Raw genomic sequence first — 13,650 nt, forward strand, 5'->3', positions numbered from 1 at the left:
AGCAGTGAGGCTGGTCGCTGCATAGCTAAAGGGACAATGATTTGACCACTAAAATTCTAAGTGCAACTAACGCCTTGTTAAGTAGCAGCTAACCACCACTGCACTCAAACAAAGCCACCGTAATCACTTAACTCAACCAAACCAAATTCGCCAAACGTTAGCTGTCTGCTTGAACAAATTGTTAGTTGCGAAACTTTGCAATTTCGCACCTTGCTACTGATTGTCAGAGTGAATCCAAGTGGTCTGGTGTATGGAGATTAGTACCACAAACTATGCACTTGTAATCTCCTGTTGCCTCGCCCTCCATCAATGCACTAGCTATTGATGCGAAAAAGCCTGAGAAAAAACCAGTTGCTTTTGACTCGCTGGATTTTTGGGGTTGTGAGAAGCTTTCATATCTGTGGAGGGTGACCTCTTTACAATTGCAGCAAAACGCCTTTGTTTTCTCAGAACCGTACATTTGAACCAACCTGATTTTTCCTCCAAAGCCTTCACAATCTCAAAGCAACTAACGCCTTGCTAAGTTGCAGCTAACGAACACAACACTCAAGCAAAGCCACCTTAATCACTGAACTCAACCAAACCAAAATCGCCGAGCGTTAGCTGTCTGCTTGAGCAATTTGTTAGCTTTTTTCGTGAGATGCAGCCAGCGTTTGCCACCAAGGTTTTAAAGAAACGCTCCAAACACAACACCAACGATGAGCCCAATGCAGAAGCATTGAACCTTCAACCAATTTGCCGTCAAAGATGACGACACTTAAGGGCAACTCAAGGCTCTTGTGCTGAAGCTGACAACCAAGTGCACCTGCTAATAAGTTGGTTCATGATGTGTCAGCGAAAAAGAAACAGCACGCTCGACGCACCGATTTGACACTGAAATTCAGGTGTAAAGCTAGAACGCTGAACCCATACACCACAATACTTAACCGAGAAAGCTAACATATATTAGGCCGCACCACGCGCCTATAACTCCCCCACGCTACCGCCCCTGCTTCAGAACAGTAAAATACCAATTTAACATGAACATCCAATGCAATCAGTACCTTACGTTACCTCTTAATGTGACATCACTCACGATAAGCAACATTATGCTTATATAACTTCCAGCATACCCTAAAATCAGAAGAACTGTTTATTTATACATACCTTTATTTACTATGAAATCACTTTATCTCTTACACATCTCTGAATACATGTACACCAGGCAGTACGCAAAGCGAACGATAGAAGCGTACTTATATTGGATTAAGCGATTCATCATTTTTCATAGTATGAAGCACCCTAGAAACATGGGCTCTGAGGAAGTCGAGGCTTACCTTACTTTTCTAGCGACAAAATTACACCTAGCCCCAAAGACACAGAAACTCGCACTAAATGCTCTGCACTTCTTGTATAAAGAAATACAAAAAACACCCTTAGACAAGGAACTGAAGTTTAAGCGTTCAGTCCAGGAGACCAAGCTGCCGGAAGTTTTAACTAAACAAGAAGTATCTCAACTAATTAAATGCACAAATCCTAATTTATTACTACCGATGCAACTTATGTATGGTTCCGGGTTGCGTGTAATGGAATGCGTGAGGCTAAGAGTCAACGATGTTGATTTTGATTATGGCGCTTTGCGTGTATGGCAAGGAAAAGGGGCTAAGAACAGAGTGGTCACCCTTGCCAATGAACTGCGTGGTTCGCTGGAGGAGCAAATTAATAGAGCGAGAAACTATTATCAAATGGATTATCGAACACAGGGCTACGCCGGTGTCTATCTACCGCATGCTTTAACGAGAAAATATCCAAATGCACATCTTGATTTCGGTTGGCACTACTTATTTCCTTCGACCAAGTTAAGTGAGGATCCAAGGAGCAACTTGCTTCGAAGGCAGCATGTGCACCCTTCGACTTTGCAAAGAGCTGTCAGAGCAGCGGCTAAAAAGGCGAACTTAAGTAAAACCGTCACATGTCATACGCTGCGTCATTCCTTCGCCACACACTTACTGGAAAGCGGAGCCGATATTCGCACTGTTCAAGAGCAGCTCGGCCATACCGACGTGAAGACCACACAAATATACACTCATGTGCTAAACAGAGGGGCAAGTGGGGTTACCAGTCCACTATCTAGTATTCTATAGATACAAAAAAGGAGAGCTTACGCTCTCCTTTTACATAGACCTAAACTGCTAATTAAAGAGCAGCTTTCGCTTTTTCAACTAGAACTGCAAATGCAGCTTTGTCGAATACCGCGATGTCAGCAAGGATCTTACGGTCGATCTCGATAGATGCTTTCTTAAGACCGTTGATGAAACGGCTGTAAGATAGACCATTTTGACGAGATGCCGCGTTGATACGTGCAATCCACAGTTGACGGAATTGACGTTTCTTGTTGCGACGGTCACGGTAAGCGTATTGACCAGCTTTAGTAACTGCTTGGAAAGCTACGCGGTAAACACGTGAACGTGCACCGTAGTAACCTTTAGCTTGTTTTAGAACTTTCTTATGACGTGCACGAGCTTGTACACCACGTTTTACGCGAGGCATTATGTCTCTCCTAAACTAAACGATTGATAAACTAAAAAGAATTAAGCGTATGGCATCATACGAACAACTGCAGCCACTTCACACTTAGGAAGGATTGCATTTGGACGTAGCTGACGCTTGTTCTTAGTAGTACGCTTAGTCAGAATGTGACGTTTTGTAGCGTGCTTAAATTTAATACCACCAGCAGTTTTCTTAAAACGCTTAGCAGCACCTTTGTTGGTTTTCATCTTAGGCATGATGAATAACTCCGCATTGTTGAGTTGTTAAACAATAGTAATTAGGGCGAACAAAACCCAGCCATTCAAGAACGGCTAGGTTTTCTTACTTGTAAAGCCGTTAATTACTTCTTCTTAGGGGCCAATACCATGATCATTTGGCGGCCTTCGATCTTAGTCGGGAAAGACTCTACTACAGCTAAATCTACAGTATCTTCTTTCAGACGGTTAAGAACGTCGACACCAATGTCTTGGTGAGCCATTTCGCGGCCACGGAAGCGAATTGTTACCTTCACTTTGTTGCCGTCTTCTAGGAAACGCGTCAGGTTGCGTAGTTTTACCTGATAGTCTCCAATATCAGTTCCAGGACGGAATTTTACTTCCTTAATCTGAATCTGCTTTTGCTTCTTCTTCTGCTCTTTCGCAGCTTTGCTCTTCTCGAAGAGGAACTTGCCATAGTCCATCACACGACAAACTGGTGGCTCGGCGTTAGGGCTGATCTCTACGAGATCCATACCAGCTTCTACAGCGGCATCTAGTGCTTCTTGAATCGATACGATACCGACAGGTTCACCATCTGCGCCAGTTAAACGAACTTCACGAACGCCACGAATTTCACCGTTCAAACGGTGCTGGTTTTGTTTGGCCGGTTGTTGGCCACGTCTTCCGCCTTTAATAGCTTATTCCTCCAGATTGAGCTTACGGCTTGAAACTTCGGTTTGGATGTATGAAATGAGGTCATCCACTTTAAATTTACCGAGGTCTTTACCTTTGCGTGTACGTACTGCAATTTCGCCGGCTTCCATTTCTTGGTCACCACAAACAAGCATGTACGGGATACGCTTCAAAGTATGTTCGCGGATTTTAAAGCCAATCTTCTCATTTCTCAAGTCCGCTTTGGCTCTAATTCCACTTTTTTGCAGTTTTTGTGTTACTTCTTGAACATAATCAGACTGTTTGTCAGTGATATTCATGATAACAGCTTGTTCTGGCGACAACCACGTTGGGAAGAAGCCAGCGTATTCTTCGATAAGAATACCGATGAAACGCTCAAGAGAACCTAGAATTGCGCGGTGAATCATAACAGGAACTTGACGCTCGTTGTTTTCATCCACGTAAGTTGCACCTAGACGACCCGGTAGGTTGAAGTCTAGCTGAACTGTACCACATTGCCATGCGCGATCTAGGCAGTCGTATAGAGTGAATTCGATCTTAGGACCATAGAACGCACCCTCACCCTCTTGAATCTCGAATGGAATGTCCATCGCTTCAAGAGATTGTTTGAGCGCTTCTTCAGAGCGATCCCAGATTTCATCGCTACCAACACGCTTTTCTGGGCGAGTTGACAGTTTTACTACGATATTGTCGAAACCGAATGTGTTGTACGTATCGTACACCATCTTGATGCAAGATGTTACTTCATCTTGAATTTGGCTTTCAGTACAGAAGATGTGAGCATCATCCTGAGTAAAGCCACGTACACGCATAATGCCGTGCAGTGCACCTGATGGTTCGTTACGGTGACATGAGCCAAACTCAGCCATACGTAGCGGTAGATCACGATACGATTTTAGACCTTGGTTAAAGATCTGTACGTGACCAGGACAGTTCATCGGCTTAATAGCATATTCACGGTTCTCAGAAGAGGTCGTGAACATCGCATCAGCGTATTTGTCCCAGTGACCAGAACGCTCCCAAAGAACGCGATCCATCATAAGTGGACCTTTGACTTCTTGGTAGTCATATTCTGTCAGTTTTTCACGGATGAATACTTCTAAGTCACGGAATACAGACCAACCGTTGTGGTGCCAGAACACCATACCCGGTGCTTCTTGCTGCATGTGGAATAGATCCAACTGCTTACCAATTTTACGGTGGTCACGCTTTGCAGCTTCCTCTAGGCGAGTTAGGTGCGCCTTGAGAGCCTTCTTATCGTGAAATGCAGTGCCGTAGATACGTTGCAGCATCTTGTTGTCACTGTTACCACGCCAATATGCGCCAGCAACGTTCAGCAGTTTAAAGTGCTGACAGAAGCTCATGTTTGGCACATGAGGGCCACGACACATATCGATGTATTCTTCGTGATGGTATAGGCCTGGACGGTCGTCTTTAGAAACGTTCTCGTCAAGGATTTCCATCTTGTATGTTTCGCCGCGACTTTCGAATGTGTCGCGCGCTTCCTGCCAGCTAACCTTTTTCTTGATAACTTGATACTTGGTTTTTGCTAGCTCTTTCATGCGCTTTTCGATTTTTTCCACGTCTTCCATAGTGAGAGACTGGTCTAAATCAACGTCATAGTAGAAACCGCTGTCGATCGTTGGACCGATCGCCATTTTGACGTCTGGGTATAGCTGCTTAATCGCGTGACCAAGCAAGTGAGCACATGAGTGACGAACGATCTCAAGACCATCTTCGTCTTTTACTGTGATGATTTCTAAGCTCGCGTCATTTTCAATCAGATCGCACGCATCAACACGCTCGCCATCTACACGACCAGCGATGGTTGCTTTCGCAAGACCAGGACCGATAGATAGAGCGACATCCATAGTGGATACTGGGTTATCAAATTGACGTTGGCTACCGTCAGGAAGAGTAATTACAGGCATATAAAGTCCTATTACAGTGGTCTTGCACACCAAGCAAGACATGCTTTATTGTCTGGCAATTGAGTTGATAATAATTGCCGCGTTTTCATATGAATGGTTGCCTTTTTTGATGCAAATACGGATGCACCATCCAAAGCAAGCGGCCATTTTAACCAATGCGTACAAAATAACAATCGTAATTTCATAAACTATGAAATCAGGGAAGAAGTTTGATGAGCCTAAATCTGGTCACGCCATTGTTTTCACTAACAGTGACGTCATCCATCAACGCATTGAGAATGTAGAAGCCGCGGCCCGAAGTGGCCCAGCTTAACGGATCGTCTAGATCTAGCTCTTGAAGCGGCGCACTCAACATTTCATTCATAACGTCAGATTCTAAAGATAAGCCTTCGTGGTTGATTGTTATCTCTATTTGTTTAGCAGCGACACGGCAGCCGACTTCAATCACTTTGCCGTCTTTCTCTTGATACCCATGCTCGTAAACATTGTTCGCCAGCTCAACCACACACAATTCAAGATCATGAATAACGGGTGTTTGAACGCCCTGCTGCCCCCAAAATTCCAACAGCGCAGTGGCGATCTCTCTTGACGCGTCAGTCGATGATTCAAACTTCCTAAGAAATCTAGTCATTACCTTCCCCGCTTCGACGCACGGCCAATAAACTAACATCATCATCGAACTCTTGGCTTCCTATCATCGTTTTTACCTGCTGCATTACCAGCGACGGCTTGTCCTGCATCACAGCTCCGCGAGTAGAAGCAATCAAGTTCTCTAACGTTTCTTCCCCAAGCATCTCATCATCCATCTGCGCTTCAGTGATGCCATCAGTATAAAACCAAACTTCATCACCCTGTTCTAAGACCAGAGAAGTCGACTCATACGTTGCAAAGTCAAACATACCAATCACAAACCCACTCTCTCCTATCCTCTCAATCGAGTCCGACGACGCCTCCACTTTAATGAGTGGAGGATGACCGGCAAACGCAACATCTAGCTCACCGGTTTTTCTATCAAGCACCGCGTAAACCATAGTGGCGTACAAACCATGGTTGTCATTGATGGTGTAAGTTCTATTGAGAGATGCCAATACGTCACACGCTTTTCTTACTTGACGTTTTCCTTGGAGATCCGTGTACATAGTCGCGGAATCGCCTTGTAAGGTATTTAAAGTATGGTGAATAGAGAAAGAGAGCAGTGCCGATGCGACGCCATGTCCAGAAACATCAAAAATATAAAACGCGGTATAGCGCTCATCAAGCTCAATACAGCCTAACATGTCACCGCCAATCGCCGCTGATGGTTGGTGAACATAGGCCAGTTCAATATCAGAATACGCTCTTTTGATAGGCAGCAGCTTACCAATCAAATCACTCGCAACCATGAGGTCGCTATTGATTTGTGCGTAAGCCGAATTGAGGGCATGGTTTTTCTCAACCAACTGATTATGCAAATCAAGCGTTCGAAATCCCGCTTTAATTCGCGCATCAAGCTCATCTACTGGCGTATTTTTAGCAACGAAATCATCGGCTCCAGCGTTAATACCAAGCGTTATCGACTTATGGTCGTCTTGAGAGGAAAGTAATACAAAAAACAGATAGCGATTGTAGTCGTTGGACTTCACTGACTGACAGAGCTCAACCCCGTCCATATTGGGCATAACCCAGTCACTAAGCACAAATTGAATATGTTCATTTTTTTCAAGCAGTGATAGAGCCTCAATACCATCACACGCCACCAGAATCTCATAACCGCGTTTTTCGAGCAGTAAACGCAACCTTGCGCGCATGACAGCGTCGTCTTCGACCAGCAGAATCGAATACTTTCGCAAAGAAGAGAGAGTATGGCTCGTTGAAATAACGCCACCTAAGTTTTAAAGGGCTGTTATTTCAAGAATAGTTGGCTCAAATAAAAAAACAACACCATAAGTGAGTCATGATGTTGTTACTATCCAATATGTTAGCTTGCGCTAGAGAAGTATTATGACTGCAGCGCCAACAGATCTGGACGCTTAGTGCACAAAGAAACTGTACTCACGACATTGAGCCCTTCTAGCTCACAGGCTTGAACGCATAAATCAATATTGCTATCACTGGCGACGACAACCACATTACGGCCAATCGAACGCTCTAAGACTTGCTGTGCAGTTTCACAGTGTGATGCATTCACATCCATTGGTAGAGTGCTCACCGCCGATTGACGAGATACACTCAGGTCAGCAATCGTGGCATCGCAGTACACATCCAAAAACGAATAAGACTCACAAAACTCACGCTTAATTGCCGCGAACATTTCAAGTTCGTGCAGTGAAGCTTGTGAAGAGAACACCACCACGCTATGAGCATTCATTGGCTCACCGACAACGGACACAGACGTAGGGAGAGAAAGCGCGTTGGTCATCATTGAAGTGCGTGACGCCTCCAATTGATCAGAAAAAGAAGAACCAACGAGAGAAGAACCGATTTGATACGTTTGCATAGCAACACCTATTTGCTGAGTGTGCCATCCATAGAGTTATGTACATCCTTTGATGGGGGAATAATAACAAAATTATATGATTAAATCCCTTGTCATTAACGCCCTGCGTCACAACAATGTAACGCTGGGCGTCAAATTTACTTATGGTAACGAATACCTATAGTGCTCTCACATTAAACACATGCTCGACACCACTGATCGCCGATAACAACTCGTCAGTCGGCTGATTCTCGATATCCAAAATGGTATAAGCCACTTCGTCACGGCTCTTGTTGAGCATATCCAACACGTTAATATTAAGATCGGCCAATAAAGAGAGCACCGTACCCAGCACCTTAGGGACGTTGTCGTTGGCAAATGTGATCCTGTAGCCCTCGGCTCGCTCTAGGGTAATCTGAGGAAAGTTGACTGAGTTGGTAATGTTGCCGTTCTCCAAAAAATCAATGAGCTGCATTGCCCCCATCACAGCGCAGTTTTCCTCCGCTTCTGCCGTTGAGGCGCCGATATGCGGCATCAGAATAACCCCCTCTCGCCCTATCAAAGATGGCGTTGGAAAATCGGTTACATACTGCCCAACTTGACCATTTTCAAGCGCGGTAACGACCGCATCAGTATCAACGATTTCTTTACGAGCAAAATTCAGTAGCACTAGGCCAGGTTTGGCCGCAGCCAATAACTCGCTGCTAATCAATCCGATAGTGGCAGGTAGCGCAGGAACATGTACGGTGACAAAGTCACATTTACTAATCAGTGATTGCAAGTTTTCAGCACGTTGAATACGGCTCGACAAGCGCCACGCAGCCTCAACACTCAGCGCCGAGTCAAACCCAATGACCTCCATGCCTAAATCAATCGCCGTGTTCGCTACTGAAGCACCTATTGCCCCCAAGCCAATAACACCCAGCGTCTTACCTTTGATCTCAGATCCAGAGAAGCGCTTTTTCTCTTTTTCTAACAGCTTGTCCATCGCCGTCGAGTCAGAAAATTCAGTGAGAGACTGGGAGTACTGCATACCACCACAAACATCACGCGCAGAGAGCAACAAACCGGTTAATACTAACTCTTTAACAGCATTCGCATTAGCACCCGGTGTATTGAACACCACAATGCCATTTTCGGTGCAGGCCTGGATAGGAATGTTGTTCACCCCTGCCCCGCAGCGCGCAATGGCTTTGACACTGGAGGCTATCGGTTCATCATGCAGTTTTTGGCTTCTTAAAAGAATCGCGTCAGGCGCACTAAACTCGCTCGAGACTTCGTAAATATCACGAGAAAATTTATCCAACCCTTTATTGGCAATCGCGTTGTAGGTTTTTATTTGTTTCATTATCGGTTCCACTTTAAGTTGAAAATCCTTTTCTACCCATCAGTGCACTTTACTCGTCCCAATACTGGCGTTTTTTTGTTGTGCCAGAGACAACAAAGCACCTGATAAGCAGGTGCTTTGTTCTTTATTTAGTGACTTCTGCGTAAGCCCAATCTAACCAAGGCAGCAATGCTTCAATATCCGCAGCCTCGACCGTGGCACCCGCCCATATCCTTAAGCCGGCCGGCGCATCACGATACGCACCAATGTCATACGCGACTTGCTCTTCATCAAGCAGCTTAATCAGCGCTTTTACCTGCTCTTCCGTCGCATCTAGTGTCAAACACACGCTTGTGTTAGAGCGCTGATCAGGCTGTTTCGCTAAAAATTGAATCCAATCTCGTGATTCAACAAAATTGGTCAGTACCGCAAGGTTGGCTTGAGACTTCTCAATTACCGCGTCTACACCGCCAATTCCATCAACCCAATCTAGCGCATCAATGTAATCCACCACACACAGCATGGAAGGCGTATTAATGGTGGCACCTTTGAAAATGCCCTCGATTAACTTGCCACCTTTCGTCATGCGGAAGATCTTCGGTAGAGGCCATGAAGGCGTGTAACTCTCAAGGCGCTCTACCGCTTTGGGACTCAACACAATCACGCCGTGACCGCCCTCTCCACCTAGCACTTTCTGCCAGCTGTAGGTCACCACATCGAGTTTTTCCCAAGGCATTGGCATTGCAAAAACCGCAGAGGTTGCATCACAAATCGTCAGACCTTCACGCTCATCAAGAATCCAATCACCGTTAGGGACTTTTACGCCAGACGTAGTGCCGTTCCAAGTAAACACAGCGTCATGGCTTGGATTAGCCAAAGACAAATCTGGCAGCTCACCGTAGTCGGCTAGATAACTGTTCACATTATCTAACTTCAGCTGCTTAGTGATATCGGTTAACCAACCAGAGCCAAACGACTCCCAGTGAAAAACGTCGACTGGGCGGGCACCCAACATCGACCACATCACCATTTCCATCGCTCCAGTATCGGAGCCGGCAACAATACCAACGCGGTAATCATCAGGAATACCTAAAATTGCTTTGGTTTTTGCGATAGATTCAGCCAGCACCGCTTTGCCTAATGATGAGCGGTGACTGCGACCCAGTGAGGCAGTATCTAAACTTGATAACTGATAACCAGGGCGCTTGCTGCAAGGCCCAGATGAGAAATTGGGATTAGCGGGTTTAATTTGCGGTTTCATTTGGCTTCCTGCCTGTAACTAATTGAATAACTATTCAACACCTTGTCTGAAAAACAAGCGAAACGCAAGCCCACAAAAAGGAAAACACGATGCTACTAATGGTTTTTGGCGCATAAAAAAAGCAGCACCCAAAGGCACTGCTTTCTACCATTTAGTTGAAAGTAGTTATTGACTAGCCGACAACACCCACAGCGGCCTGCATAATGATGCCGCAGATATAAGCACCATACGTACCGAGCGCATAGCCTAGTACAGCCATCAAAATACCCACAGGCGCAAGTGACGGGTGGAAAGCAGCCGCTACCACAGGCGCAGATGCTGCACCACCAACGTTTGCTTGGCTACCCACTGCCATAAAGAACAGCGGCGCTTTAATCAGCTTCGCAACGCCAATCATTAACAGTGCGTGAATCGTCAGCCAAGTGATACCGATGAAGAAATAACCCGGATTATCAAGAATCGCCGTCACATCCATTTGCATACCAATGGTCGCGACAAGAATATAGATGAATGCAGAACCGATTTTTGATGCGCCAGCGTGCTCAAGAGTACGCGCAGATTTAAACGTAGAAGCAATAAGTGCAAACGTGGTCACTAATACAATTAGCCAGAAGAAACCAGAAGTAAGGCTGTACTTCTCAAGCTCTGGCGCATTGGTCGCTATCCAAGGCGCGATAATGTCCGCACCAAAGTGAGCCAAACCCGTTAGACCAAATGCGATAGCAACAACCTTCATCATATCCGTTGTTGTAATTGGACGAGAATTCTCTTCTTCGTACTTCGCCACTGTCTCTTTAAGCTCATCAATGGATGTGGTGTCTGCTTTTAGCCACGCGTCCATCTTCTTCTGACGACCAGCCATAATCAGTAGGATTGCCATCCAAATGTTGGCACAGATAACGTCAACAGTGATCATTGCAGAGAATAGCTGGTCACCCACACCAAACACTTCTTTCATCGCCGCTTGGTTAGCACCGCCACCAATCCAAGAGCCTGCAACGGTCGTAAGGCCGCGCCACACGTCTCCAGAAACTAGATCAGGATTGATGAAATCTAGAATAACAATCGCTGCAGGGCCGCCGATGATGATACCAAGCGTACCAGTCAAGAACATAATGACGGCTTTAGAACCGAGACCAAATATCTTCTTCAGATCAGCAGAGACAATGAGCAGGACTAGTGCGCCCGGAAGAAGATAGCGACTTGCAACGAAATACAAATTAGACGCTGAGCCATCAATCAAACCAGTAGTATTGAGCAATGACGGTAGAAAGTAACACAGCAACAGGCCAGGGACGACGGAATAGAATTTTTTCCATAACGGGTTACTACTGGTTTCGGTAATAAATACAGCGCCGAGGATAACGGCTAGTAAACCCATAATGACAGCATCATTTGCGATCATGTCGATAAATCTCCTTAACTGATGTCTTCTTGAAACAATTAGACACATTTTCGTAGTTGGCCGAGACTATACCGACAACGCTCGCCTGCGACAAACTTTAACAATCTTTACGCAATAAGCATGAATAATTAACCAGTCATTACGATAGGCAATACTTTACTCATAATGGTAATTTGTGAAAAACATTGTTCAAAAAAACATCTCAACCAACTATTAATCATTTCTTTCAGTCAGTTAGCGTAAATACCTATACTTTTAACACCTTGATAACCCGCAAAATCAACGGTAGCAAAAAGATAACCAACCAAGTGCAACTCACTGCATTACTTTTGTTAAAGCGGTCAATTTATGTACCCTCACACAATCACAATTGTTTGATCTAAATCACATATCTTAGCCAGGTTTTGCAACTTTTAAGTCAAATTTAACCCAATCATACTTCGCAATTACCCCTCTCGCGGTCTACTGAGTACAAAATTCCAATGATTAACCTCGAATACTGGATCTTTATACAGTCACTGAATATACTGTTTTTACATACAGTAATTCATGAGGTGTAGTTATGTTGCAAGAAAAACTAGAACGCATCAACGAGCTGCGTAAAAAAGCGATGGCCAATCCTGAATTCATGAAATCCGCGCAAGCTCATGCTGAAGCATTAGAAACTGAGTATCACCCAGCGCAGCCAAAACGGAGTAAAAAGCCCAAAACCTTATCCGATATCTACCAAGGCTACGATTTCGGCATCTAAAGCAAACTCTATTCGTTTCACAGAAGGAGGGAAATCTCCCCTCCTTCTCACTCAATCAAATCTGTTGGTCCCCTCCTTGCTGCCAATATTGTAGGTCGTCTCACAAAACCTGGTCATAGTGGCTATTTGTATACAAAGTGAAGTATTATTGTCTTAACAAGGAACGAAAACTGTAGAGTGCTGTAATCCAATGGGAAACCTGAAAAACTCAGTCAATAAAGGTGTCAAAACCAAAGTCGCAGGACAGACACAAGATGACGTGGTCTATTGCCATATTTTCGATGCTATTCTCGAACAGCGATTGCCACCTGCCACTAAACTCAGTGAAGAGGCATTAGCCGAGATCTTTGGCGTTAGCAGAACCATTATCCGCCGTGCCTTATTAAGGCTATCCATCGAAAAGGTTATCGACATCAAGCCCAACCGAGGTGCGACTGTTTCAGCCCCTTCTGTCGAGGAAGCGAAACAAATATTCAAAGCTCGAGAAGTACTGGAAAACGCAATCATTGAACTGGCTGTTGAGAATGCAACCAAGTTACAAATAGATGAATGTCGAAAGCTAGTAGAAGAAGAAAACCAAGCCTTTGCACAAGATGACTACGGTAAAGGGCTGAGACTTTCCGGTGAGTTCCATATCAAACTCGCAGAAATGGCAGACAATGCTCCCCTATTGGCATTCCAAAGAAGCATCGTATCGCAGTCTTCTCTGCTAATCGCCATGTATGAAACTGGCAACCACTCTAATTGCTCTCAAGATGAACATAGTGAATTGCTCAACGCGATCGAGACTGGTGATAAGCAACAAGCGCTGGATCTAATGGGCGAGCACCTTGAGCATATTCGCTCTAAGCTCAACTTAGATGACAGCACCGCTTCCAATGACCTGCATGTCGTGTTCTCAGATGTTTTGAAGAACAAAGCGAGCTAATTCCGAGACCAGCATTCAATATGCTGGTCTTTTTACATTCCCTTCTTATTTTGATGAAACGACAATTCAACTGTACTTTGCATCGATGATTTATAGTATCAAACACGCCGTTCTTCGCCTCTCTGCAACCCCCGTCAAACCAACAACCTAGCCCCAATCTCCAATTTGACCTC

General features: G+C 44.9%; 14 protein-coding genes. 3 read left to right on the forward strand and 11 right to left on the reverse strand.

The genetic code is table 11. The features are described 5' to 3' along the window. Positions 1–223 precede the first annotated feature (223 nt). Positions 224–460 carry a hypothetical protein gene (locus ACVA6Q_RS16935; protein ID WP_446648259.1) on the reverse strand — a complete coding sequence of 79 codons (237 nt, stop codon included), beginning with the start codon at positions 458–460 and terminating at the stop codon, positions 224–226. A gap of 697 nt (positions 461–1,157) precedes the next feature. Between ACVA6Q_RS16935 and ACVA6Q_RS16940 the strand changes: the two genes are divergently transcribed. After that, complete coding sequence (locus ACVA6Q_RS16940; protein WP_446648260.1) at positions 1,158–2,123, forward strand: integron integrase; 966 nt, start codon at positions 1,158–1,160, stop codon at positions 2,121–2,123. Between the two features lie 52 nt (positions 2,124–2,175). Here the strand turns inward: ACVA6Q_RS16940 and rplT are convergent, their stop codons facing one another. The 10 genes from rplT to ACVA6Q_RS16990 form a co-directional block, all read right to left on the reverse strand. Next, complete coding sequence (rplT, locus tag ACVA6Q_RS16945) at positions 2,176–2,529, reverse strand: 50S ribosomal protein L20 (RefSeq protein WP_004401084.1); 354 nt, start codon at positions 2,527–2,529, stop codon at positions 2,176–2,178. A 41-nt stretch (positions 2,530–2,570) separates the two neighbouring features. Beyond that, entirely contained in the window at positions 2,571–2,765 is a 195-nt protein-coding gene (gene rpmI / locus ACVA6Q_RS16950) for a 50S ribosomal protein L35 (protein WP_019275792.1), read from the reverse strand. Positions 2,766–2,869: 104 nt separating this feature from the next. Then, positions 2,870–3,421, reverse strand: a complete 552-nt coding sequence (gene infC, locus ACVA6Q_RS16955) for a translation initiation factor IF-3 (RefSeq protein WP_103879584.1) — start codon at positions 3,419–3,421, stop codon at positions 2,870–2,872. A 3-nt stretch (positions 3,422–3,424) separates the two neighbouring features. Beyond that, positions 3,425–5,350 (reverse strand): threonine--tRNA ligase, encoded by a 1,926-nt coding sequence (gene thrS, locus ACVA6Q_RS16960; protein ID WP_446648261.1) that lies wholly within the window; start codon positions 5,348–5,350, stop codon positions 3,425–3,427. 196 nt (positions 5,351–5,546) lie between these two features. Continuing rightward, entirely contained in the window at positions 5,547–5,981 is a 435-nt protein-coding gene (locus ACVA6Q_RS16965) for an ATP-binding protein (protein ID WP_446648262.1), read from the reverse strand. Beyond that, positions 5,974–7,179, reverse strand: a complete 1,206-nt coding sequence (locus tag ACVA6Q_RS16970) for a PP2C family protein-serine/threonine phosphatase (protein WP_446648263.1) — start codon at positions 7,177–7,179, stop codon at positions 5,974–5,976. The genes ACVA6Q_RS16965 and ACVA6Q_RS16970 overlap by 8 nt, the downstream gene beginning before the upstream one ends. A gap of 149 nt (positions 7,180–7,328) precedes the next feature. Beyond that, a complete protein-coding gene (locus tag ACVA6Q_RS16975; protein ID WP_353496332.1) occupies positions 7,329–7,826 on the reverse strand; it encodes a hypothetical protein in 498 nt (165 codons plus the stop codon). 157 nt (positions 7,827–7,983) lie between these two features. Beyond that, complete coding sequence (locus ACVA6Q_RS16980) at positions 7,984–9,153, reverse strand: phosphoglycerate dehydrogenase (protein WP_446648264.1); 1,170 nt, start codon at positions 9,151–9,153, stop codon at positions 7,984–7,986. Between the two features lie 124 nt (positions 9,154–9,277). Beyond that, entirely contained in the window at positions 9,278–10,393 is a 1,116-nt protein-coding gene (locus ACVA6Q_RS16985; protein WP_446648265.1) for a phosphoserine transaminase, read from the reverse strand. A gap of 172 nt (positions 10,394–10,565) precedes the next feature. After that, complete coding sequence (locus tag ACVA6Q_RS16990) at positions 10,566–11,798, reverse strand: DUF819 family protein (protein WP_446648266.1); 1,233 nt, start codon at positions 11,796–11,798, stop codon at positions 10,566–10,568. A gap of 562 nt (positions 11,799–12,360) precedes the next feature. Between ACVA6Q_RS16990 and ACVA6Q_RS16995 the strand changes: the two genes are divergently transcribed. Then, positions 12,361–12,549 carry a hypothetical protein gene (locus tag ACVA6Q_RS16995; RefSeq protein WP_418642160.1) on the forward strand — a complete coding sequence of 63 codons (189 nt, stop codon included), beginning with the start codon at positions 12,361–12,363 and terminating at the stop codon, positions 12,547–12,549. 190 nt (positions 12,550–12,739) lie between these two features. Continuing rightward, on the forward strand, positions 12,740–13,477 hold the full coding sequence (locus ACVA6Q_RS17000) for a GntR family transcriptional regulator (RefSeq protein ID WP_418642159.1): 738 nt from the start codon (positions 12,740–12,742) through the stop codon (positions 13,475–13,477). Positions 13,478–13,650: the final 173 nt, after the last annotated feature.

The organism is Vibrio sp. DNB22_10_4, assembly GCF_052879755.1.